Genomic DNA, 23989 nt, shown 5'->3' with positions numbered 1-23989 from the left:
GTGGCGGTTGTGTGGGGTGGTCATGCGGCAGGGGCTGATGCGGTCGGTCTCATCCGGTACCGCAGGGTGACGATCTGGAATGGACGAGTCTCGAGGGTCACGCGACACGGATCCCCGACGAACGGCACAGCGTCGGAGAGGGGACGCTCGAGCAGGTCGACGATCTGCACATGATCCACCGCGGCATCGGTCGCGACCACCGTGGAGCGACGTCCCCCACTCGATTCATACAGACGCACGATCAGGTCTCCGGTGCGGTCCTCGGCCAGCTTGATCGTCTCGATCCGCACGGCCGGATCGGTCGACCAGACCAACGGTGCGACCTCGCGGACGCCCACGACATCACGGAGGGACCGATCCAAGCGATAGCCCTCGGCGGCCGCATCCGCGACGGACGCATCGGGTCGGAGCGCGAACCGGAGGATGTGCCGACCCTGATCCGACTCCGGGTCGGGGAACGTCGGGGCCCGGAGCACCGATAGCCCCACCCGCGTCGTGGTCCCGCCGTCGGGCCTGGTGTCGCGCGTGACGGAGTGCCCGAACGTCGAGTCGTTGGCGATCGCGACTCCGTAGCCGTCTTCGGCGACCCGTATCCAGCGGTGTGCCACGACCTCGAACCGTGCTTCATCCCAGGAGGTGTTGGCGTGAGTCGGCCGGTCCAGGTGTCCGAACTGGATCTCAGAGGTCGAACGGTCGGCATGCACGTCGAGGGGGAAGACGAGCTTCAGGAGCTTGTGGCGTTCGTGCCAGTCGACCTCGAGCGTGATGTCGACGGCATCCCGGCCCGGCTCGAGCGCGATCGTCTGGACGACGACCGACGTGCCGATGCGGCGGATGGCCTCGACCACCGCGACGCCGTCGCGGATCGATGCCGAGATCTCGTCCGCCGAGTCGAGGTCGACCGCTGTGGCGAGGTAATGCCGGTCGATGTCCCATGCGTCCCATTTGTCGGGCACGTCACGATGGAGCCGCAGCAGCGCTCCGCGTTCACCGGGCGCGATGGCGTCGCGCCCGGACGCGTCGCAGACGGACTGCAGAAGCCCGTCGACGTCGACGACCGCACGCACCCGTCCGTTGTCGAGCACCCACCCGCCGCGGGCGTCGTCGCTGTGATCCGCGGGGCGGATCTCCGCCGGGGCGGGCTGAGCGGACGGCGGTGCCGTGATCGCTGCCGCTGCCGTTCCGGCGAGCGAAACGGGCGCCGAGTTCGCCACGAAGCGCCGATCCCCCCGGCCGGTGAGCGCAAGGATCGCGTTCTCCACCAGCGCCTCCAGCTCGCCGGCGAGGCGTTCGTGATCCGCTTCTGCCTCCCGGTGCACCCACGCGATGGAGCTGCCCGGCAGGATGTCGTGGAATTGCAGAAGCAGCGTCCTCCGCCAGATCCGCTCGAGATCTTCGTAGGGGTAGGGAGAGCCGAGGACGATCGAAGCGGTGGTCGACCAGAGCTCCGCCTCACGCAGGAGCCGTTCGACCCGGCGGTTGCCCTGCTTGGTGCGCAGCTGACTGGTGAGGGTTCCGCGGTGCAGTTCGAGATACATCTCTCCGGACCAGACCGGCAGCTCGTCGCGCTCGGCACGTGCCCGCTCGTAGAACTCGCGCGGGGTTCCGAGGTGCACGCGCGGCGACCCGTCGAGATCGGCCTGGCGGTGTGCTGCGGCCATCATCTCGCGCGTGGGGCCACCGCCGCCGTCGCCCCAGCCGAACGGGGCGAGCGAGACCGTGCCCGCACCGTGGTCGCGATACGTCCGCTGCGCGTGGGCCAGCTCGGCCGGCGAGAGCTCCGCGTTGTATGTCTCGATCGGCGGGAAGTGGGTGAAGACCCGGGTGCCATCGATGCCCTCCCACCAGAACGTGTGGTGCGGCATGGCGTTGGTCTGGTTCCATGAGATCTTCTGCGTCATGAACCAGTCCGATCCGGATAGGCGAACGATCTGGGGCAGGGACGCGGTGTACCCGAATGTGTCGGGAAGCCACACTTCGGTCGTCTCGACGCCGAACTCCTCGAGGAAGAACTTCTTTCCGTGCACGAGCTGCCGCACCGTCGACTCAGCGCCTGGCATGTTCGTGTCCGGCTCGACCCACTGTCCGCCGACCAGCACGAACTGCCCGGCGGCCACCTTCTCCCTGATTCGGGCGAACAGATCGGGATAGCTCTCCTTCACCCAGGCGAGTTGCTGCGCAGAGGAGCAGGCGAAGCGGAAATCGGGATGCTCGTCCATGAGCGCCAGGACATTGGAGAAGGTCCTTGCGCACTTGCGCACCGTCTCACGCACCGGCCAGAGCCACGCCGAGTCGATGTGCGCGTGGCCTGTTGCCACCACGGTGTGAGCGCTTGACGCAGTCGGGACCGCGAGCGCCGGTGCGAGCACAGCGCGGGCCGCAGATGCCGTCGCTCCGACCGCATCCGGGTCGGCGATGTCGAGCATGTCGTCCAGCGCTGCCCACAGCTGTGCCGCTCGCGGGTGGTCGGCAGGCAACTGGCCAGCGAGGCCGCGCACGACGTCGAGGTCCTGCAGCAGCTCCCAGACCTCGTGGTCGACGAGCGCCAGCTCCAGCGTGCGCAGGCGATACAGCTCTTCCGCGCCGGCCGTGGCCTTGTCCCCGAGCCCGGTTGCCAGCCAGTGGGACTCCGGCGGGATTCCGGGGTTCGCGGCGAGCTCGAGGAAAACATCCACCGCTCCACCGGGATCGACGGGAAGATGCGAGTTGCGCGGCGATACGCCCTTGACGATGGTTCCGTCGGGCCGGAACGCGAGCGCCTCGGCCTGGAACCCGGGGGCGAGACCGTCGAAGCCCAGGTCGATCGTGACCTCGGCGCGGTGGCGCGTGTCGAGAGTCCAGTCGTCGGGAACCGCGCCACGCACGCGCAGCCACCGCGTGCTCCATGGCCTTCCCCACCTCGTGCCGACGGCGAACGGCTGAAAACTCTGCCTCCGCGCTTCGGCGAACGGCACCGGTTCGTCAGGCACCTCCCAGCTCGAGATCTCGAGCGGTGCGGTGCGGGTATGGACGGCACCACGCAGGCTCTCCTCCACAAAGCGGGTGAGCCGGTCGCGGACGCGGCGAGGATCGGAATGCACGATGCGTCTCGTCCCGTCAGTGCGCGGACGCGGCGAGGTTCGGAGACGCAGGAGCGACGGCGCGGGAGAAACCGACCGGATAGAGCGGGTCGGCGGTGTCGTCCGGCACGTCCTCTCGCGAATGCCGCACTGCATCCATCGACCGGGGGATCTCGAAGGGCAGCCGGCCGCGCGGCTCGACGGCTCCGGTGAGTGCTGCGATCAGCGCGGCGTCACTCGTCCCGAAGGTGGCGACCAGCGCGGAGGTCAGCGGCACGAGAGGGGTGAGGATCGCTGGCCGGTCCAGTGCGACGTCGAGCACGAGGGGCACGAGCGCGGCGATGCGCGAGAGTCGCGCCACGAGTCCTGGCCGGAAATCGAGCGACCCCTGACGGAACCGCGACTCGAACAGCAGATCGTCGCGCGGCTCGAACGGCGCCGCGATGCGCACCACGGCGAAGTCAGCGTCCTCGGGCCGCTCGACGACGACGCCCAGGACTCTCGCCGCAGCCGGGTCGATTCCCTCGACGTAGACGCGGCGGCCGGGCGTCCGGGCGAGCGGCAGCAGCGGCATGCCGTCCGGCCCGCTGTCGCGGAGGACCGCGACAGCCTCCCCCTGCGCGCGCAGGCCCGAAGCGCGGTGCTCGGGGCAGCCGACGACGTCTTCGGCGGCATCCTCATCGACGAAGGGAGCGTCGAACAGACCCAGACGGAACTTCAGCTCCAGCAGGCGCCGCGCCGACTCGTCGATGCGGGACTCGCTCACCCTGCCCTCGCGCACGAGGTCGATCAGGAGGTCGACGCACTCCTCGCCGCCGAACTGATCGCAGCCCGCGTCGAGCACAGCGAGAAGCCGTTCCGCAGGGTCGAGATGCTCCACCCCCCATGCCTTCGCGGGGAGTACCTGCCCTTGGGCGACGTTGTCGTTGACGAGCTCCCAATCGGTGACGACCACCCCGTCGAACCCGAGCTCCTCTCGGAGCAACCCCGTCACGATCTGGCGGTTGTACCCGAAGCCGACGGCCTCGACCGGCACCCCGTGACGTTCGAGGCCGATCGGCATCCCGTAGTACGGCATCATCCCGGCCGTGCCGGCCTCGATCGCCGTGCGGAAGGGTTCGAGATGAACGTCGAACGCGCCTCCCGGGTAAACCTGCTCCCGGCCGTACGGGAAGTGCGCGTCCTCGCCATCCTTCTGCGGGCCCGCGCCTGGGAAGTGCTTCGTGACGCACGCGACCGATCCCGGACCGAGGGCAGGACCTTGGAAACCGTCGATGTAAGCGGCGAGCGCGCGGCACGTGCGCTCGGGATCTGAGCCGAACGTGTGCAGTTGCCGCCCCCAGCGCGGTTCTGTCGCAAGGTCGACCTGGGGATGCAATGCCATCCGAATCCCCACAGCGAGGTATTCGCGGCGCGCAATGCCCGCGAACTCGCGGATGTCGTCGTCACCCAGTGTGGCCAGCCCGAGCGGCTCCGGCCACTGCGAGAACGACCCCGCGGCGAACGAGGTCCCCTCGTTCTCGAAGAAGCCGTGACGGGGGTCGGTGCTGATCGTGACCGGAATACCGTGGGGTGTCTGCGCGGCCAGGCGTTGCAGCGCATTCGCCCACCGCGCCGCGTCGCGGGCCCTCCCCAGCGCATGGACGTTGAAGTGATTCATGCGCTTGCCGAGCACCACCGCGCTCGTCGGCGACTTGCTCAATGCGCCGGGGGTCTCAAGGAGCGCTCCCTCCGGACCGGCCTCGATGACCGTGTGGAACATGAGCCCGACCTTCTCCTCGAGGCTCAGCCTCGCGAGGAGGTCGGCGGTGCGCTCCTCAGGAGTCAGCCTCGGATCCTCATAGGGATCGAGGCGTCCGTTGCCGTTGAGGTCGCGCCACACGAGGTCGGTGGGAGAACCGGTGGCGGGGAGGTGTGCGGGCACGGCGGTGCAGTCCTTTCGGGGTCGAACGGGGTCAGCCCTTGAGGCCGGTGAATCCGATCCCGCGCACGATGGAGCGCTGGAAGATCAGGAAGATCAGGATCGGAGGGATGCTGGCGATCAGCATCCCTGCGATCAAGTAGGCGGGGTCGGTGGCCTGGGCGAGACGGGGAAGCGCCACGGCCAGTGGCTGGGTGGTCGGGTCGGTGAGCACGATCAGGGGCCAGAGGAATTCCTTCCAGGCCGTCATGATCGACAGGAGCGACACCACTGCGAGGATCGGCCGTGACATCGGGAGCACGATCCGCCAGAAGATCGTCCACCACCCGGCGCCGTCGAGCTGAGCCGCTTCGAACAGGTCGCGCGGGATCTCTTCGAAGAATTGCTTCACGAGGAGGATGGTGAACGCGTTCGCCCCTGCGGGGAGCCACACGGCCCACGGCGTGTCGGTGAGCCCGACCCCGAGGAGCGGCATGTCGAGCACGGTCAGATAAAGGGCGATGAGCGTCACCGTGCCGGGGACGAAGAGAGTCACGAGGAAAGCGCCGTACACGAACCTCCCGTACCACGGCCGGATGACGGCGAGCGCGTACCCGGCAGTCGCCGACACGACGAGCTGCACCACCCAGGACCCCCCGACGAGCACCACCGTGTTCATGAGGTAGTGGCCGATATCGAGGAGGTCCCACGCCGTCGGGATGTTCTCCCAGCGCGCGGGGTCGGGGACGAGGCTGAGCGGACGTTGCACAAGGTCGGTGGTGCTCGAGATCGCGGCGCGCACCATCCACACGATCGGGATCGCACCGAACGCGACGAGGCCGGCGAAGAGGGCCACGTGCATGGCTCGCCAACCGACGAAGATGCGCGGTCGGCGCCAGTCGAAGGATGACAGCAGGCCGCGGTCGTACGTGCCGGACTCGCGCCGCGGCGCACGACGGAAAGGCGCAGTGCGGGTCATCGGGAGCTCCAGGACCGGGTCAACCGGAGGTACGCGGCCGAGACGATGATGAGGACGACTGCGAGCAGGACGCTGAGGGCGGTTGCGACACCGTAATTGCCGAAGAGGAAGGCGTACCTGTAGATCATCAGCAGGATGGTGACCGTGGCGTTCGCCGGCCCGCCATCGGTCATCACGTACGGCTCGGTGAACACCTGGATCGCACCGATGATCTGGAGGAGCAGCAGCACCAGGATGATGCCCCGCATCTGCGGCAGGGTGATGTAGCGCACGCGCTGCCAGACCGAGGCACCGTCGAGCTCGGCCGCCTCGTAGAGCTCGGTGCTGACACCCGCGAGTGCAGCGAGGTAGATGAGGATCGCGGTGCCCGCCCCCGACCAGGTCGCCACGATGACGAGGCTCGGCATCGCGAGTTCAGGCGATTGAAGCCATGGCAGCGGGCCGATGCCGATGAGGGCGAGGAGCGAGTTCACGACTCCGGTCTCGCCTGGGCTGAAGAACACCTTCCACAGGAGCACGGCGACCACTGGCGGCACTACGACGGGCAGGTAGGCGAGCACGCGGGCGAGCGTGCCACCACGGCGCAACTCGGACATGAGAACTGCGCAGAGAAGGGGCACGGGCAAGCCGATGGCGAGCGAGAGAAGGGTGAACCACAGGGTGTTCAGCGCGGCTTTCGGCAGCAGCGGATCAGCGAACAGCATCTCGAAATTGCGAAGGCCCACCCATTCCGCGGGCTCGACCAGATTCGTCTGCTGGAAGGCAAGCATGGCGCTTTGGAGGATCGGCCACCAGGCGAAGTAGCCGAAGGTCACCAGCGCGGGGATCAGGAACACCAGTGCGGCGAGCGCGGCCCGGCGGCGCGACGGGCTGCGGCGGTGCCGCTCCACCACCGCCGCCTGGGCGGCACGGTCGAGGACCGCACCACCCAGGCGCTCGGGAGCGATCGTCATGACGCGTACTGGGCCAGGATCGCGTTGACCCGGGTCTCGGCGTCGCCGAGGAGGGCGTCGATGTCCGCGTTGGGGTCGGTCAGGATCGCCTGGACGAGGGGGTCGAGCGCCGCGTAGATCTCCTGCGAGGCGACCTCGGGCTCGGGGACGTACTCGAACGCGTCGAGCGATTCGACGTAAGGGGCGAAGTTCGCGACCGGGACGTTGACGTACTCGTCGATCGCCTCCCGGTACGCCGCGTACGCCTCGTCGCTGAAGATCGGAGCGATGGGCACACCGACGGGGAGCCCGTCAGCGGCCGAAGCCTCTGCCGTCTCGGCAGCGACCTCCAGGTCGTAGTTCGGTCGAAGCGCCCGCCAATCGATCCACTTCACGGCGGCGGCCTTCTCGGCCTCGGTCGCCTGAGCGTTCACCATGAGGACCGTCGCACCCGCGAGGGTCGCATCGGCACCCCCCTGAGGCATCGGGCCAGCGCCGAACGCCTCCGGGTCGCCACCCGCGGCGATGTAGTTGGGGTAGACGTCCGGCGGAGCGGAGACCCACATGCCGACGTTGCCGGCGGTGAACTCAGCCACGAGGTCCTCCTGCTTGCCGAGCACGTTGTCGCCCAGCGAGTCGTCTTCCCACCGCATCGCCTTCCACAGCTCCAGCACCTCGCGCGTGCTGTCGTCGTTGAACGACGCCTTCCACTCGCCGCTGGAGTCCTGCTCGATGATGCGCCCACCGAAGGTGTAGTCGTATCCCGTGAGGTGCCACCCACCGCTGTTGTTCGTGGTGATCTCGCCGAACCCGGTCTTGCCCGTCGTCTCGGCGATCTGCGCGGCGTACTCACGCACCTCGTCCCAGGTCTCCGGCGGGCTGTCGGGATCGAGACCGGCCTGCTCGAACAGATCCCGGTTGTAGACCAGGCCGAAGGCATAGCTCTTCTCAGGGATGCCGTAGACCGCGCCGTCTCGCTCCAGGAACTGCATGACGCGCGGGTTGAGGTCGTCGAAACTGTCGAGTTCCGACGCCACATCGGCGATGTCGGCCACCTGACCGCGCTCGATGAGCGCGGGGGGTTCGGTGAGAGGTACGCGCAGGAGCGTGGGGGCGCTGCCACCGGCGAGTCGCGTGGCGAAGGTCTTCGCGTCCCACGGCACGTCGGATGCCTCGACGGTGATGTTCGGGTTCGCCTCCTCGAACTCCTCGACCTGACGCTCGAACAACTCCACCGCTGCCGTGTTGGTCGCCGCGGGCTTGCCCATGACGGTAATGGTGACTTGTTCGTCGCCGGCCTCGTCAGGGCCTTCGTTCGGGCTGCTCGAGCAGGCAGCAGTGCCTGCGAGGAGCGGGACCACGACGAGCGCCGCGAGAGCACGTCGGTTGCGTCGATGCATGATTCCTCCGTTTCGGCGCGGCCGCCTGCTGCAGCCGCGATGGTCGCCGACAGGCGGCGTCCGGAGGCTCCGGTCAAACACCACGTCGTGCGTCCCGCCCAGTATGCAGACAGTCGGAACAGTTCGCAACCTTTGTGATCATTTGGTTCCATTTGTCTTTCAATCTTGTGAACTTTGTCGTCTCTGTGCTCTCATTGTCGGCATGGCACACCTCAGCGGAGAGCACCTAGGTCCGGACCGCCCCTCGGGCCTCCTGCTGATGAGTGCGCGCGCGTTCACCGACCTCTTCGACCCCGGCCGCCTCGCGAGATTGCATCGGCTGGTCGCCCTCGACGACCCGATCCGCCTCGACGACCTGCACGATCCCGCCGCGGCGCCCCGCCTCGCACACGCCGAGATCCTGGTGACCGGATGGGGATCTCCTGTGCTCGGCCCCGACACCCTGGCGGCGGCTCCCGCACTCCGTGCGGTCATCCACACCGGCGGCTCGGTCAAACAGCATGTCTCGCCCGCGTTCTGGGATCACGGCATCCTCGTCACGAGCGCCGCCGACGCCAACGCGATCCCCGTCGCCGAGTTCACGCTCGCCACGATCCTCCTCGAAGGCAAGCGCGCCGCGACCTATATCGACGGGTACCGACGTCACCGAGAGGTCGGCGGAGCCTGGCGCGACACGATTCCCTCCGCTGTCAACTTCGGCGGAACCGTGGGCATCATCGGCCTGTCGCGGGTCGGTCGTCGCGTCGCCGAACTCCTGCGCGCGTTCGAGCTCGAGGTGCTCGTCGCCGATCCGCACGCCAGCGCCGACGAGGCATCCGCCGTCGGCGCCCGCCTCGTCGATCTCGACACGATGCTCTCGGCGAGTGACATCGTCAGCGTGCACGCCCCCGAGCTGCCAGACACGCACCATCTGCTGGACGAGCGTCGGATCGCACTGCTGCGCCCGCATGCCGTCGTGATCAACACGGCCCGCGGAACGCTCATCGACACCGACGCCCTTGTCCGGCGCTGCCGCGCCGGCACTCTCCGTGCGATCCTCGACGTGACCGATCCGGAACCACTCCCGCCGGACTCGGACCTGTTCGATACACCAGGAATCGTGCTCAGCCCGCACATCGCTGGTGCGATGCACGCCGAGACCGGGCGGCTGGCCGACTCGGCGCTCGATGAGATCGAGCGACTGCGTCGTGGCCTCCCGCCCGCGCACCGCGTCGAGGGAGAGTCGCTGGGCATCATCGCCTGACAGAACGGGCAGAGACAGACGGATGCGGCGGGGAAGCTCCCCCGCCGCATCCGCTTCTCGGGATCAGCCCACGGCGACGCCGGTCACCACTGGAGTCTCGACGACTGCGGAGGTCGTGTCGGTGGTGCGCACGAAGTAGCTGTGCACTCCCTTCACGAGTGAAACGGCGACGGCGTACTGCGCGCCGTCGGTCACGTCGGTGTCGCCGGGGTCGACGGGCGACATCCGGTGGATCACGCCGTCGACGACGAGTTCGACCGCGAACGGAGCCGCTCCGTCGGCGTCGGTGTACGTCGCCTCGACCGTCACCGGCGTGGACGGCGTCAACGAGCCCGCCGTGTGACTCACGTCCGAGAGGACGGGCGCGGTACCGGCGGCGTCGTTCGTGAACTCCACGGCGTCGACGAACAGCTCGCCGTCGGTGTCGGCCGTCTGCTGCAACCAGAACACGATCTTGGCCTGCGAGCGATCCAATCCGGGGAACGCCGCGAGATCGAAGTCGTACGTCGTCCAGTCGTTCGAGATCGCGATCGGCGTCGTCCCGGTCACACGGTGGTTCGAGTCTCCGTCCGACACCTCGATCCGCAAGCGGAGATTCGACGACGGACTGCGCATGGTCACCGATAGATAGCGGTACCCGTCGGCATCCACCGAGTGATGCCACGGCTGAAACTTCGCCTGCGACATCGCGGTGGCGGGATTCTGGAAGAACCGGCCCGCAGTGCGCCCGTCGACGGTGGTGTTGGTCACCTGCCCCACGCCCGCGTGGTTGTTGTACCAGTTGGCCCACGTGTAGCCCTGCACGCCGAACAGACCGTCACGGCCGAACCCGTCGTAGAGCAGCGGAGCGTCGGGTGTCGGCAGAGGCGGCGCGACCGTGTAGTGGGCGGAGCTGTAGCTGTGCGCTCCGCTCGCCTGCGTGCCGCGCACGTCGATGCGGGCATTCGTGTACGGCGCGAGCCCGCTCACATCGACCACTCCGGTGGAGACACCGGCGGATGAAGTCATCGGCGTCCAGTCCGGTCCGAGCGCGTGTCCCGTGAGCGATGAGCCGCTCTGGGCGAACACCGTCACCTCGTCGGTGACGTACTGACCGATCTGCGGCGATCCGATCGTCAGCGCTGTCGGCGGCGTTCCGGTCGACCAGGGCGCATCGCCAGCGGCGGTGAGTCCGAACATGGCGGAGAACAGCCCCGACTGGATGCTGACGCTGTACTCGTTGTACCGCCACTGCTGGCCGACGTCGGCGGAGCCGGGGCGATCTTCGTACCAGGGGCTCGCGCTGGTCGCATCGAGCGGGTCCTTCACGTTCGGGCCCGACACGAGCGCTCCAGGAAGGACGACTCCCGTTCCGCCCGGGGTCTGCGCCTGCTCGTCGAGCCTGGTGTGCAGGAACATCGTGTGCTTCTCGCCCACACCCGAGACCCAGCTCGTTCCCCAGGGGTTGTTCCCGAACACCCAGTACATCCCCTTCTGCACGGCTCGCAGCGCACGCTGGTCGCCGAACAGCTCCCAGTAACGCAGCGTGTCGGCCATGTAGGAGACGTGCGGCTCGTTCACGCCGAAGTTCTTGAACTGGTTGATCACGCCGTACGGGGTGTCGTCGGTGGACGAGAGAACGTAGTCCAGCTGCTTCTTGAGGTAGCGCTGGATATTGGTCTTGCCGGTCGCGGTCGCCGCCGGATACAGCTCCGCCATCGACAACGGCCCCATGTCCCAGTAGTTCGTGTTGGACAGGATCGTGAACGGCGTCGCCGCGATCGTCGCCTCAGCCGACGTGCGATACGCCGCGTCACCCGTCAGAAGGTGCAGTTGCACTTCGGCGTAGAGGAGCGAGTTCGAGATGCCGCCACGCGTGGTCGAGTACCCGCCGAGCGGGTCTCCGCGGTGCGTGTCCGCGTAGTCGTAGAACGCGACCGCGCCGTCCTCGGCCTCCGCCGCCAGCGCCTCCCACGCCGTGGCGTCCCCGGCGGCGATGTCGCCGCTGTCGATCGCGGCTCTGATCGCCCGCGCGGTGGCGGCGAGCGAGCCTGCCGCCTTGGCCGAACCGCCGACGCCCATGCCCGAGATGCGCCGGTCGTCGGCCGTGCCGATCACTCCGTCGGTGTGGTCCTCGGGATGCTGGAACCCGCCGCTGCCCTTGACATCCCAGAACGGGCCGCCGAACGCGTCGAGCATCCGGAGCAGATACTCGCTGCCGAACCAGGCCTCGTCGACGAGGTCCGGCACGCCGTTCGAGTCTCCGTCAAAAGCGACCTCGGGGGTGTCGCCGTAGCGCAGGTAGGTGATAGCGATGTTGCCCGCGACCCACTGGTTGCCGCCGTAGATGCCGTAGTCGCCGGCGTCGTACCAGCCGCCCGTGAGGTCGTAGTGCTGCGTGCCGTCCTCGGATGCGGCGTCGTCGAGGTGACCGGCTGCATGGAAGACCTTGTCCGAGGGGGCGATGCTGCTGTAGCCCGCAGGGTAGGCGTCCTCGGTATCCACGCCCGAGCGCTGCAGCCGGTAGAACGCCGTCATCTCGTCGAGGTAGCCCGCCCATACGTTCTCCTCGATCGCGAAGCGGGAGGAACGAACGCCCCCGATCTCGAGCGCGAAGTCGGTCCCGACGTCGTCGAAGGCGCTGAAGTCGACCTGGTACACGCGGTCGCCCCAGGTCATGCCGCGATCCAGAAGCGTGCACGACGGAAGCACGACGGTCTCACCCTGCAGGACGCGGCAGCTCGTCGCGCCTGGCATGGCACCGTCGGCGACAGCGAAGCCGACCTTGTAGCCGCCGGCGCTGTAGCCGCCCTGGCTCACCGCGACCTGTTCGATCGTGGCGGCAGCGGCGGGCGGCGCTGCGATCACCGTCCCGCCCAGCACGGCAGCCGTGACGACCGCCACCCCTCTCCACATCGCGCTCGCTCGTCGTCGGGACATGACTTCTCCTTCGAAGGTTGAGTCGGCGTCATCGCCGGCGCCCCAGTATCGACACATATCGAAACCAAGCGCAAGGTTTGTATACTTGCTGCCACATGTTGGCCGCTTTTGGCGCAACGGTGATCGATACCGTTCGCCGCCCTATGATGGGGTCACCGGCTCAGCCCAAGGAGGGGAATATGCTCGCAGCCGAGCGACGGGCACTGATCCTCGATCGCGCTCAGCATGATGGCGCCGTGCGCATCGCCTCTCTGGTGAATGACATCGGCGTCTCCCATGTCACTATCCGTCGTGACCTCGACGCGCTCGTCGCCGAGCGGATCCTCGACAAGGTGCGCGGCGGGGCCGTCCTCCGCGGCGACCATGCTCCCCGCCAGGCTCGTGAGACCTTCACCGGCACGATCGGCGTCGTCGTCCCGACCTCGTACTACTACCGCTACGTCGTCGAGGGGATCGACGATGCCCTCGCCCTCGGCGGCGACATGAAGCTCGTGATCTCCGAGTACGACCTCGAGGAGGAGTACCGGCTCGTCGACGAACTCGTCCGCGAGGGCGTCGACGGACTCCTCTGGGTTCCCACGGTGTCGGAGCGCGAGGCGCCCGCCGAGTTCCGCGAGACCGTCGAACGGCTGCAGGTGCCGGTGGTTTTCGTCGAGCGCGAGATGCCCGGCGGCGGGCTGGGCTCGGTCTCGTCCGTGCGCTCGGCCCATGAGCGGGGAGCGCTCGGTGCGCTGAGCCATCTCCACGATCTCGGTCATCGCCGCCTGGTCATGGTGAGCCGCGGAAGCTCGCAGAGCTCGGAATTCGTACGACGGGGATGGCGCGACGCGATGGGCCGACTCGGCATGGACGAGGAGAGCGTCATCCTCGGGCCGGACGAACTCGGCGCCGGCCCCCGGTGGGAGCGCGGGAGCGCCGACGTCGTGCTCGACACCGTCGAGCGCATCGGGGCCACGGCCCTGTTCTGCCACGGCGACGAGAACTCCCTGTTCGGCCTCCTGCAGAGCGCACGCCCCCGCGGCCTCGCGGTGCCCGAGCGACTCTCGATCGTGGCCTATGACGATGACGTGTCGGCACACGCCGACCCGCCGATCTCGGCCGTCGCTCCTGACCGCCGACGCGTGGGCGCTCTCGCGACGCGACTGCTGATCGATCTCATCCGGGAGCCGAGCGCCGAGCCTCCGCTCCAAATCCAAGTCGAGCCCCGCCTCGTCTTGCGCGCATCGACCGCTCAGGCGTCGTAAGCCGCATCCTCCTCTTCTCCGGCGGCGGCGACTACGTCGATCCGTGGCATCCATTCGCCGAGACCACCGCGAGCGTGTCCGCGATCCTGAGCGACGACGGCCACGACGTCGCGGTGGTCGACACCCTCGACGCCTTGTCCCGCGGGCTCGACGCGGCCGACCTGCTGGTCGTGAACGCCGGGAGGTCACCCTGCGCCGCATCCTCTCGACGATCGACTCGCGAGCATTCCGGCGGGCTACCACGGCCCGCTGCTCGCCTTGCACGTCGCCGGGACCCTGCTCCCCGAGCACGACGAGTGGGAGGACACTCTCGGCGGGCGATGGGTCAGCGGCGTCTCGATGCATCCCGAACGGGGCCGCTGTATCTCCGCGCGGCGTTGAGCTCTCCCCCGTTTGGCGACCTCGCCACGCGGGAGACGACCGTTCGCGCTCGTGGCTGAGCCACATGCGTGCGGGATTCAGCGAGTGGATGAGCAGTGGGCCCGCGCTCGTGGGCTCTTCGAGCTCGCCGAACCAGACGGCCGTGTGCCGGCGATGATCGTCCACCCGTCGATGGCGTCGACGACGATCTGCGTGGCGCGGGCGTGGGCCGCCGCCGGCACGAGGCAGCCGCCCGGGAGCAGCTCGACCTCGCCGTCGTCGGGCACACACCACGCGCCGGGCGGAGCGACCCACTCGGGGATCGTGTATCCCTCGTCGTGGCGGCTTCGTGGAGATCCTGCCGCTGGACGTGGATCGGAACGCCCCGGAACAGGTGATTGCCGCCCAGGTGGTCGAAGTGCAGGTGGGCGTTGAGGCTGCCCCATTCATGAAGGGTGCCCTACGGCAATCTCGGGCGATCAGGAGAGTGTCACCGCAAGGGGAACGGGGAATACGTCAGACGGACTCTCCTGGGTGACATTCAGTGTCACGCCAGCCCGATTCCGACAAGACTTGTCGTCGCATGCGACCTCGGACTTTCGGCCGAGGAACCCGGGCCTCTCGGCCGATGTCCTGCCGTCGCCAGGCCGGGAGCATCGAGGGATGACCTCCTCCGCGCCCCCACGCTCCCGCCGCGAATGGCTCGCCCCCGCGGGGCTCATCGCGCTCTCGCTCGTGCCGATGATCGCGGGCGCCTCGCGCCTGACACAGCTGTCGACGGGCGCTGCGGTGACCGCAGAGAACGCGCGCTTCTTCGACTCGCCCCTCCCGGTGATCGCGCACATCGTCGGATCCTCGGTTTATCTGCTGCTCGGGGCCCTCCAGTTCGCGCCGTCGCTGCGCCGGCGGCGCTGGCACCGGATCGTGGGGCGCGTGCTCGTGCCGGCGGGACTCGTCTCCGCCCTGTCGGGCATGTGGATGGCGGTCGCGTACGACCTTCCCGCCCACAGCGGCCTCGCGCTCATGCTCATGCGCCTCGTCCTCGGCACCGTGATGGCGGCCGGCATCGTCTTGGCGTTCGTCGCGATCCTGCGACGGGATGTGCCGACCCACAGCGCGTGGATGACCCGCGCCTACGCGATCGGGCTGGGCGCCGGAACCCAGGTGTTCACGCTGGCACCCTGGGTCGCACTGGCCGGGCCGCCGGACGAGCTCGCGAACACCGTGCTGATGGGACTCGGGTGGGCGATCAATCTCGCCGTGGCCGAGGTCGTGATCCGCCGGCGAGCCCGGCGGTCGCGCCGGCGTACGCGTACGCCGCAGCCGCGCACGGCTCCCGCCGGCACCCACCTATCATGAGGGCATGACGAGCCCCGTGCGGGCGCTGTGGAACACTCCCGCCGCCGTGCCCGCGCCGCCCGCTCGGGTGTGGCGCGACTGGGTGCTGGTCGGGGTGCTCGGGCCGCTCATCGTCGTCGAGGCCGCGGCGCGCCCCGAGGTGCCGGGGCGCTGGATCTGGGCCGCCGTGCTCGTGGCGTTGCTGCCGACGCTGCTGTGGCGGCGCACCCGGCCATTCACGATGCTCGCGATCGCGTTCGCCGCGACCTCGGTGGTGGGCCTGTTCGCGGGCGCCGACCCGCAGCTCTACACGACCGCGTACGTGATCGTGCTGCTGTACGCCGTGATGCGGTGGGGCAGCGGCCGCGCCATGGTCGGGGGCGGGCTGGTCGTGACGGGCGGCTGGCTGGTGTCTGTGCTCCGCCCGACCACGCCGGGGGATGTCGTCGGCAGCCTCGCTGTCATCGTCAGCACGTGCAGCATCGCCGCGGCACTCCGCTGGCGCGCGGCCGTGCGTGCACGAGAGCTCGACCGCGTCCGGCTGCTCGAGCGCGCGGAGCTCGCGCGTGAGCTCCACGACACGGTGGCACACCATGTGTCGGCGATCGCCATCCAGGCGCAGGCGGGCACGGTGCTCGGAGCGGACGATCCGGATGCCGCAACCGCGGCCCTGCGCGTGATCGAGGACGAAGCGGCTCGCACCCTGTCCGAGATGCGGTCGATGGTGCGCGTGCTGCGTCAGGCCGGCGACGCAGACCTCGAACCGTCACCCGGTATCGCGGAACTCGATCGGCTGACCGCCGCCGGGCCCCCTGCCGTGCAGGTGACGGTGACCGGAAGTGCTGGCGCGCTGCCTTCTCCGCTCGGCACCACGGTCTTCCGCATCGCCCAGGAGGCGGTCACGAACGCGCGACGCCACGCCCGGCATGCCACGCTGGTCGATGTGACCGTCGGCATCGCCCCTGACCGGGTACGGCTCGAGGTGCGCGACGACGGCGAGGCCGCGGCATCCGTTCGTCCCGGCTTCGGCATCACCGGCATGATCGAGCGCGCGACGATGCTCGGCGGCGCGTGCACGGCGGGCCCGGCGCCGGACGGCGGCTGGGTGGTCGCTGCCGAACTGCCGACGTCAGGGGCACGGGCATGACGGTGCGCGTGCTCCTCGCCGACGACCAGGACCTGGTGCGCGCGGGCCTGCGCGCGATCCTCGATGCGCAGCCCGACATCGAGGTGATCGGCGAGGCCGCCGACGGCGAGCGTGCCGTCGCCCTCGCGCGGGAGCTGCGGCCCGACGTGTGCCTGTTCGACATCCGGATGCCGCGCGCCGACGGCCTCGCGGCCACCCGCGCCGTCGCGGGCCCTGAGGTGGCCGACCCGATCCCGGTCGTGGTCATCACGACCTTCGATCTCGACGAGTACGTGTACGAGGCGCTGCGCTCGGGTGCGCGCGGATTCCTGCTCAAGAACGCGGGGCCGGTGCTGCTGCGCGAGGCGGTGCATGCCGCCGCCCGCGGCGACGCCCTCATCGATCCGAACGTCACGGTGCGGCTCATCGAGGCGTTCGCCGGCTCGTCGCGCTCCGCGCGCCGGGCACCGGCATCACCTTTGACCGACCGCGAGGAGGAGGTGCTCGCCGCCGTGGCGCGCGGCCTCGGCAATGCCGAGATCGGCCGCGAACTGCACATCTCGCTCAGCACCGTCAAGACGCACATCGGCAGCCTGATGGCGAAGCTCGGCGCGCGCAATCGCGTCGAACTCGCGATCTGGGCGGCCGAGCAGCCCACGCAGGCGGCGCGGCGAACCGGTGGCGACGGCTGATCCGGTCAGCCGCGCGTGAGTCGCCCGAGTTCTTCGGCGTCGCGGTCGAGGAGGACGAGTTCGCCGCCGTCGAACCCGGCCAGTGACGCGTTCGCGAAGAGCCACGGCACGTTCACGCCCTCGCATCCGATGAGGGTCGAGGGCCCGGCCGTCACGAACAGGTCGCCGGCGTCGCCGATCGCCCATCGACCGCTGCCGCCATTGCATCCGTCGCTCCCCGTCCAGGTCCCCTCCGGCGAGACGTCGACGTGCGGATCGCTGGGATACGACTCGCGCGGCACCCATCGACCCACGAGCGACTCGGTCGTGACCGGCTCGAGGGCGGGTGGGAGGGCGGATGCTGCGGCGAAATGCTCGCGCACGCGCGCATCGATCACGGGGGGCTCGGTGTAGAACTCGGCCGCCGTCTCTATCGGCTCCGGCGCGCCGTCGACGAAGAGCGAGGCCGTGACGTCGCCCTCGGCATCCCGCAGGATCCAGCGATCGCCGTCCTTCTCATAGCTCACCGTCGCGTCGAGCCACGGCACTGCGGGGACCGCTCCGCCGGCCGTGCACTCGCCACTGGCGGCGTAGGCGAACGCGGCGATCAGCTCGTGCCCTGCCCGCCACGAGCCCATGACCATGCCGCAGTCGCGCCAGAGCTGGAACTCGCCGGCGTCCAGGCGCAGCCAGGTGGCGTCGGCCTCTCCCGCGGCGTCCGCGACCCGCCACAGTCCGACCAGATCGATCGGGCCGCCTTCGGCATGAGGCGCCGACGGCACCACCGACGGTCCGGAAGGCGGCGGGCCGCCGGGCCCGCTCGCGCAGGCCGACAGGGCGAGGGCGATGGCGAGTGCCGCCACGAACACCGGGGTGCGTCGCATCCTCAGACCCTACTGTCGGCCGGGATCGACCCCCGCCACCCGTCAGCCCATTCCCAGCCGCGCGCGGTCGTACGCACCGCCGCGTCGGCCGGGCGCCACACGAGACCGACGGATGCCGCGGCCGAACTAGACTGGTCGGGTCCGGCATCCCCCGAATTCCTGGAGTTGAGCCGCGTGACCACCCCCTCTTCGAAGGCCCTGGCCGACACCGTCTCGAACGCCGAGGCCACGCCCGAGAAGGAGCAGCCGTACGCGGCGCTCGGCCTCAAGGACGACGAGTACGCGAAGATCCGCGAGATCCTCGGCCGCCGCCCCACGTCGGGCGAGCTGGCGATGTACTCGGTGATGTGGTCGGAGCACTGCTCCTACAAGTCCTCGAAGATCTACCTTCGCCAGTTCGGCCAGAAGGTGTCGGAGGAGATGAAGGAACGGCTCATGGTCGGCATGGGCCAGAACGCCGGCGTCGTCGACATCGGCGAGGGCTGGGCGGTCACCTTCAAGGTCGAGTCGCACAACCACCCCAGCTACATCGAGCCGTTCCAGGGCGCCGCGACCGGCGTCGGCGGCATCGTCCGCGACATCATCTCGATGGGCGCCCGGCCGGTCGCGGTGATGGATCAGCTGCGCTTCGGCGCCATCGACCACCCCGACACCGCCCGCGTCGTGCACGGCGTGGTGAGCGGCATCTCGTTCTACGGCAACTGCCTGGGCCTGCCCAACATCGGCGGCGAGACCGTGTTCGACGCGGTCTACCAGGGCAACCCGCTCGTCAACGCGCTCGCGGTCGGCGTGCTGCGCCACGAGGACCTCAAGCTCGCCAACGCGTCGGGTGCCGGCAACAAGGTCGTGCTCTTCGGCGCCCGCACCGGCGGCGACGGCATCGGCGGCGCGTCGATCCTCGCCTCCGACACGTTCGCCGATGGCGGCCCGACCAAGCGCCCTGCGGTGCAGGTGGGCGACCCGTTCGCCGAGAAGGTGCTCATCGAGTGCTGCCTCGAGCTGTACCAGGGCGAGCTCGTCGAAGCGATCCAGGACCTCGGCGCCGCCGGCATCTCGTGCGCCACCTCCGAACTCGCCGCCAACGGCGGCTCGGGCATGCGCGTCGACCTCGAGAGGGTGCTGCTGCGCGATCCCACGCTCACGCCCGAAGAGATCCTCATGAGCGAGAGCCAGGAGCGCATGATGGCGATCGTCGCGCCCGAGAAGCTCGACGCGTTCCTCGAGGTCGTCAAGAAGTGGGATGTCGAGACCAGCGTCCTCGGCGAGGTGACCGGCGACGGCCGCCTGCAGATCTTCTGGCACGGCGAGCAGATCGTCGACGTCGACCCCTCGACCGTCGCGGTCGACGGCCCGGTGTACGAACGGCCGGTCGCCTACCCCACGTGGATCGACGCGCTGCGCGAGGACTCGGCATCCGCCCTCCCCCGCGATCTCGACGCCGACACCCTGCGCCGCCAGTTCACCCAGCTCGTCGCGAGCCCCAACCTCGCCGACACGTCGTGGGTGACGAACCAGTACGACTACTACGTCCTGGGCAACACGGCGCTGTCGTTCCCCGACGACGCCGGCATGATCCGCGTCGACGAGCACTCGGGTCTCGGCTTCGCGATCGCGACCGACTGCAACGGCCGCTACTGCCAGCTCGACCCCGCGCAGGGCGCGAAGCTCGCGCTCGCCGAGGCGTACCGCAACGTCGCCGTCACCGGCGCCGTGCCGACGGCGGTCACCGACTGCCTCAACTTCGGCAGCCCCGAGAACCCCGAGGTGATGTGGCAGTTCTCGCAGGCGGTCGAAGGACTGTCGGACGGATGCCTCGAACTCGGCATCCCCGTCACCGGCGGCAACGTCTCGTTCTACAACCAGACCGGCGACCAGCCGATCTTCCCGACGCCGGTCGTCGGCGTGCTCGGGATCATCGACGACGTCGCGCGCCGCATCCCGTCGGGGTGGCAGGACGCGGGCGAGAACATCTACCTGCTCGGCGTCACCGCGACGGAGCTCTCGGGCTCGCAGTGGGCGGGCACGATCCACGGCCACCTCGGCGGTCGTCCGCCGGCCGTCGACCTCGCGCACGAGAAGAAGCTCGCCGAGCTGCTGCACGCCGCGGGCCAGCAGTCGCTCGTGTCGTCGGCGCACGACCTATCGTCGGGCGGCCTGGCCCAGGCCCTCGCGGAGGCCGTCATGCGCTTCGGCGTCGGCGCGCGCGTCTGGCTCGACGAGATCATGGAGCGCGACGGGGTGGATGCCGCAACCGCCCTCTTCTCGGAGTCCACCGGCCGCGTCATCGTCTCGGTGCCGCGCGAGGACGACGTGAAGTTCCGCGGCCTGTGCGAGGGCCGGGGCTACCCCGTGCTGCGGATCGGCGTGACCGATGCTGCGGCCGGCGACGACCCCGCGCTCGAGGTGCAGGGCCTGTTCACGGTGCCCCTCGCCGAGCTGCGCGACCTCGCGACCTCGACGCTCCCGGCGGCCTTCGGCGCCACGGTCGCCGAGCCCGTCGCCTGACTCACTGCGTTTCGTCTCGGGCGCCAGAGCGCCCTTCGCTCAACGACCGGGACCTCAGTCGCCGAGCGAGCCAGGAACGATCGAGACCCCGGTCGTTGAGCGTGCGAGACCCCGGTCGTTGAGCGAGCGAGGAACGAGCGAGACGAAACGTCCGAGACTCTAGGATGGACGCATGGCGGCGGAAGACGAAGAGTACAGCGGTTTCAACGACACGCGGCAGCGCCGCGTCAAGGTGATCGCGTGGGTGACGATCGTCGCCCTCATCCTCGTCGGCGGCGGCGCCACCGTCTTCGCGCTCCTCTTCGGCTAGGCTTCGGCCAGGAGGTCCTCATGGCCAAGAAGCAGTCGCTGTGGACGCGGATCACGCACTTCATCTCTCCCCCGCGGGAGACCTACGACACCCGTCAGGCCCGCCCGGACGCATCCGTCGAGGGCCCCGCGAACCCGGTGTACGAGGCGACGGATCGTCGCCGCAGCGGCGGCTCGATGGGCATCGGCTCGCACTGACCGCACCGAACGCTCGGCAGACTCCCTGCGACGCGTGGCCGGTCCGCGGTTAGCATGACAGGGTGGAGGCGATCCTGCTCATCGTGTCGAGCTGGTGGTGGGTCGCTCCGGCAGCCGCCGGCGTCGGAGCGGTGTCCTACGCCGGCTTGACGACGCGCAGCCGCCGGGCCCGGCGGCTCGAACTCGACGCCGCACGGCACGAGGAGTCCCGCGCGTACCGGGAGCTGGTCGCCGCGAAGGCGCGCGTCCGTGCCGCGCACGCCGATCTGCTCTCCGCCAAGGCTCACGGCGGCGGTCACGCCGTCGGCGCGAGGCACGCCCTGCAGTCCGCGAAGCAGTCCGAGAAGTCCGCATCGCTCGCCCTCCGCGCCACGCGGTCGCGCGTGAAGGGCGTGCGAGCCGAGTACGTCGCCTCGTCCTCCCGCGACCCGCTGCCCATCGACCGGCTGTACGCCGCGCACGATGCCGTCAACGCACGGTGGCTGACGTACGAGACCGACGTCGACAAGGCCCTCGCTTTTCCGCAGCTGACCGACACGCGGCATCCGTCGACCGTCACGTTCCTGCGCGCGCAGCGCGAAGCACTCGCTCGTCGCCCGATGCTGCGCGACCGCGTCTCGCCGCAGCAGTACGCCGAGTACCGCGCCGCCGTGCAGGCGCTCGAGGCCGCGCTCACCGAGGCGGAGCGGCAGGCCGGAGTGCCGGGGTCGGGTCCTGCGCCGGCGTCGCCCGCGGCCTCCGCGGCCGCCGCTGCCGTCACGGCGGCCGCCAATGTCTCGGCCGCGGCAGCCGCGCTGGCCGACCTCGCCGGGCGCCTTCCCGAGCTGCTCGCGAAGCCGCCGGCCGCGCGAGGCGGCGACGTCCCGCCTGACAGGGCGCCTTGAGGCCGGGCCTGCGGGCGTACCCGACGGCTACCATGACAGGGTGGAGCAGATCTTCGAGGCGCTCTCACCGTTCTTCAACTGGCTCGGCGGCAACTGGTGGGTGATCTTCCCGGCCCTCGGCGTGGTCGGGTGGGTGGGCAGCGCGTGGGAGCAGAGCGCGCGCCGACGCCACAAGCGGCGCCTCGAGGTGCTCCACGCGAAGGCCGAGCTGAAGGCCGCGCAGGCGGCGGCCCGCGGCAAGCCGGTGCACAACGCGGCCGCCGGATCGAGCAGCGGGCTTGCGAGCGCATCGAGATCATCCCTCCCTCCGGTCGCGGGCGAGACGCAGGCGACCCAGCTCGAGCGGCTCTTCGCGACGCACGACGCGGTCACCGCGCGGTGGCTCGAGTACGAGCTGGACGTCGCGAAGATCATCGCGTTCCCGGCCATGAGCGATGGGCGCCAGCCGCTCACCGCCGCGTTCCTGCGCGCCAAGCGCATCGCCGACGGTCTGCGGCCCGCCTCGGCGAAGGCCCGCATCACCAATGAGCAGCTCACCGAGTACCGCAACGCGGTCGCCGACTTCGAGGTCGCCTTCGACGTCGCCGAGCGCGACGCCCGGCGCCTCCGCGACTCGAGCTTCAGCGAGGTCGAGCGCAAGCGTCTCGAGACCGCGAAGCAGCTGCTGACCGTCGCCGTCGACGACGCCGCGACGCCGGCCGAGCGCCAGCTCGCCTACCGCCGGGTCCGGGAAGAGCTCGACGGGCTGATCTCGATCTCGGACGAGGCGATCGAGGTGCTCGAGAAGAAGGTGATGCTCGAGCTCGCGCCGTCCGCCGAAGCCGAGACGACGGATGCCGCGGCCGCACCCGCCGCGAATCCCGCGGCCGACCCCGCCGCATCCACCGCGCCGGAGCCCAAGACGTGGCCCATCCCGGCGCGCTCGCCCGGCGCTCCCGGACGCGTGGTGCACCCCAAGAGCCGCCCTTCGGGTTGATCCCGACCACGCGAAACGGCACGCCGCCCGACCGAGGTCGAGACGGCGTGCCGCGCGCGGTGCGATGCCGGGTCAGGAGGTCAGCGCGTCGACGTACTCCTGGTTGTCGGCGATCCACTGCTCGACGACGGGTCCGTAGTCGTCGCCGTCGTACTGGTTGAACATCGCGTCCTCGAGCGAGTACAGCACGTCGCTGGGCATCTTGAAGTTCGAGATCCACTCGAACACCTCGGGGAAGTCCTCCTCGAAGCTCGTGGCCGCGACCGAGTGGATGCCCTCGGCGTCGCCGAGGAGGCCCTGCGGGTCCTCGAGATCCTTCACCGGGAACGCGTTGTACGCCCAGTGCGGACGCCACAGCGTCACGACGACGTTCTCGCCCGCGTCGGTCGCCGACTGCAGTTCGGCGAGCATCGCCGGCGTGGAGGACTCGATGAGCGTCATGCCGTCCAGGCTGTAGCCCGGCACGACCTCGTCACCCGTGATCCGCATGAGTCCCGAGCCGGGCTCGATCCCGACGATCCGGTTGCCGAAGGCGTCGGCGTTCGCCGCGAGCTCGTCGAGCGAGTCGATCGGAGCGTCCTCGTTCACCGCGATGGTGAGCTTGGCCTCGTCGTTCCACGAGCCGAGGTCGACGATGTCGTCGCCGTACTGCTCCAGGTAGTCGGCGTGCGTGATCGGCAGCCACGTGTCGAGCACGAGATCGAAGTCGCCGCGCGCGAGGCCCGCGTAGACGGGGGCGACGTCGGCGTAGGTGAGCTCGACGTCGTATCCCTGCTCCTCGAGGATCGCGGCCCACAGCTGCGAGGCGGCGATCCCCTCGTCCCAGCCGTTGAATACGGCGAGTTCGATGGGACGATCCGCACCGCCCTCGGATGAGCCCGAACCCGCGTCGTCGCCGCCGGCGCATCCGGTCAGCACGAGCGCGGCGGCTCCGGCGAGCGCGATTCCCGAGACGAGGTGCTTTCTCTTGGTCATCATGTCGACTTCCTCTCCATCCGCGGTGTGCGCGGATCGGTCTTGGTCAAGACACGCGAATCTCGCGTGTCTCCGGCGGGCTGATGC

At 69.6% G+C, this 23989-nt stretch carries 19 protein-coding genes; 10 read left to right on the top strand and 9 right to left on the bottom strand.

The genetic code is table 11. From position 1 onward, the window contains the following. Positions 1-20: 20 nt before the first annotated feature. Genes IM778_RS00485 through IM778_RS00465 form a run of 5 tightly spaced genes read right to left on the bottom strand, consistent with a single transcriptional unit; the run spans position 21 to position 8270 of the window. Positions 21-3080, bottom strand: a complete 3060-nt coding sequence (locus IM778_RS00485; protein ID WP_228484661.1) for an alpha-mannosidase — start codon at positions 3078-3080, stop codon at positions 21-23. Between the two features lie 16 nt (positions 3081-3096). Beyond that, complete coding sequence (locus IM778_RS00480; protein ID WP_194410160.1) at positions 3097-4983, bottom strand: glycoside hydrolase family 3 protein; 1887 nt, start codon at positions 4981-4983, stop codon at positions 3097-3099. 31 nt (positions 4984-5014) lie between these two features. After that, the gene (locus tag IM778_RS00475; protein WP_194410159.1) at positions 5015-5938 is read right to left on the bottom strand and encodes a carbohydrate ABC transporter permease; all 924 of its coding nucleotides are present in this window, start codon (positions 5936-5938) and stop codon (positions 5015-5017) included. After that, positions 5935-6891 carry a carbohydrate ABC transporter permease gene (locus IM778_RS00470; RefSeq protein WP_194410158.1) on the bottom strand — a complete coding sequence of 319 codons (957 nt, stop codon included), beginning with the start codon at positions 6889-6891 and terminating at the stop codon, positions 5935-5937. The genes IM778_RS00475 and IM778_RS00470 overlap by 4 nt, the downstream gene beginning before the upstream one ends. Then, a complete protein-coding gene (locus IM778_RS00465) occupies positions 6888-8270 on the bottom strand; it encodes an ABC transporter substrate-binding protein (RefSeq protein WP_194410157.1) in 1383 nt (460 codons plus the stop codon). The genes IM778_RS00470 and IM778_RS00465 overlap by 4 nt, the downstream gene beginning before the upstream one ends. 202 nt (positions 8271-8472) lie before the next feature. Between IM778_RS00465 and IM778_RS00460 the strand changes: the two genes are divergently transcribed. Then, positions 8473-9513, top strand: coding sequence for a hydroxyacid dehydrogenase (locus IM778_RS00460; protein ID WP_194410156.1), 1041 nt, complete (start codon positions 8473-8475; stop codon positions 9511-9513). A gap of 63 nt (positions 9514-9576) precedes the next feature. Here IM778_RS00460 and IM778_RS00455 read toward each other — a convergent pair whose 3' ends face one another. Next, positions 9577-12432, bottom strand: a complete 2856-nt coding sequence (locus IM778_RS00455) for a glycoside hydrolase family 9 protein (protein WP_194410155.1) — start codon at positions 12430-12432, stop codon at positions 9577-9579. 95 nt (positions 12433-12527) lie between these two features. On the opposite strand from IM778_RS00455, the gene IM778_RS00450 reads away from it, so the two are divergent. Further along, the gene (locus IM778_RS00450; RefSeq protein WP_194410154.1) at positions 12528-13676 is read left to right on the top strand and encodes a substrate-binding domain-containing protein; all 1149 of its coding nucleotides are present in this window, start codon (positions 12528-12530) and stop codon (positions 13674-13676) included. 458 nt (positions 13677-14134) lie between these two features. Here the strand turns inward: IM778_RS00450 and IM778_RS00445 are convergent, their stop codons facing one another. Next, positions 14135-14323 carry a hypothetical protein gene (locus tag IM778_RS00445; RefSeq protein ID WP_194410153.1) on the bottom strand — a complete coding sequence of 63 codons (189 nt, stop codon included), beginning with the start codon at positions 14321-14323 and terminating at the stop codon, positions 14135-14137. A gap of 376 nt (positions 14324-14699) precedes the next feature. On the opposite strand from IM778_RS00445, the gene IM778_RS00440 reads away from it, so the two are divergent. Genes IM778_RS00440 through IM778_RS00430 form a run of 3 tightly spaced genes read left to right on the top strand, consistent with a single transcriptional unit; the run spans position 14700 to position 17192 of the window. Beyond that, complete coding sequence (locus IM778_RS00440) at positions 14700-15395, top strand: DUF2306 domain-containing protein (protein ID WP_194410152.1); 696 nt, start codon at positions 14700-14702, stop codon at positions 15393-15395. A gap of 4 nt (positions 15396-15399) precedes the next feature. Continuing rightward, complete coding sequence (locus IM778_RS00435; protein ID WP_194410151.1) at positions 15400-16521, top strand: sensor histidine kinase; 1122 nt, start codon at positions 15400-15402, stop codon at positions 16519-16521. Beyond that, complete coding sequence (locus IM778_RS00430) at positions 16518-17192, top strand: response regulator (RefSeq protein ID WP_194410150.1); 675 nt, start codon at positions 16518-16520, stop codon at positions 17190-17192. Before IM778_RS00435 ends, IM778_RS00430 begins: the two co-directional genes overlap by 4 nt. Positions 17193-17197: 5 nt before the next feature. Here the strand turns inward: IM778_RS00430 and IM778_RS00425 are convergent, their stop codons facing one another. Continuing rightward, positions 17198-18055 (bottom strand): META domain-containing protein, encoded by an 858-nt coding sequence (locus IM778_RS00425; protein ID WP_194410149.1) that lies wholly within the window; start codon positions 18053-18055, stop codon positions 17198-17200. A 174-nt stretch (positions 18056-18229) separates the two neighbouring features. Between IM778_RS00425 and purL the strand changes: the two genes are divergently transcribed. The 5 genes from purL to IM778_RS00400 all read left to right on the top strand — a co-directional run bounded on the left by purL (position 18230) and on the right by IM778_RS00400 (position 22927). Continuing rightward, a complete protein-coding gene (gene purL / locus IM778_RS00420; RefSeq protein WP_194410148.1) occupies positions 18230-20560 on the top strand; it encodes a phosphoribosylformylglycinamidine synthase subunit PurL in 2331 nt (776 codons plus the stop codon). 172 nt (positions 20561-20732) lie between these two features. Continuing rightward, entirely contained in the window at positions 20733-20870 is a 138-nt protein-coding gene (locus IM778_RS00415) for a hypothetical protein (RefSeq protein ID WP_194410147.1), read from the top strand. A 20-nt stretch (positions 20871-20890) separates the two neighbouring features. Then, the gene (locus IM778_RS00410) at positions 20891-21067 is read left to right on the top strand and encodes a hypothetical protein (RefSeq protein WP_194410146.1); all 177 of its coding nucleotides are present in this window, start codon (positions 20891-20893) and stop codon (positions 21065-21067) included. Positions 21068-21129: 62 nt separating this feature from the next. Continuing rightward, positions 21130-21951 (top strand): hypothetical protein, encoded by an 822-nt coding sequence (locus tag IM778_RS00405; protein WP_194410145.1) that lies wholly within the window; start codon positions 21130-21132, stop codon positions 21949-21951. Positions 21952-21991: 40 nt separating this feature from the next. After that, complete coding sequence (locus IM778_RS00400; RefSeq protein ID WP_228484660.1) at positions 21992-22927, top strand: hypothetical protein; 936 nt, start codon at positions 21992-21994, stop codon at positions 22925-22927. Between the two features lie 72 nt (positions 22928-22999). Here IM778_RS00400 and IM778_RS00395 read toward each other — a convergent pair whose 3' ends face one another. After that, complete coding sequence (locus tag IM778_RS00395; RefSeq protein ID WP_228484659.1) at positions 23000-23905, bottom strand: glycine betaine ABC transporter substrate-binding protein; 906 nt, start codon at positions 23903-23905, stop codon at positions 23000-23002. Positions 23906-23989: the final 84 nt, after the last annotated feature.

It is taken from the genome of Microbacterium cremeum (assembly GCF_015277855.1).
Lineage (GTDB): Bacteria > Actinomycetota > Actinomycetes > Actinomycetales > Microbacteriaceae > Microbacterium > Microbacterium cremeum.
The sequence above is the reverse complement of the archived record's forward strand: the minus strand, read 5'-3'. Positions and strand labels throughout refer to the sequence as shown.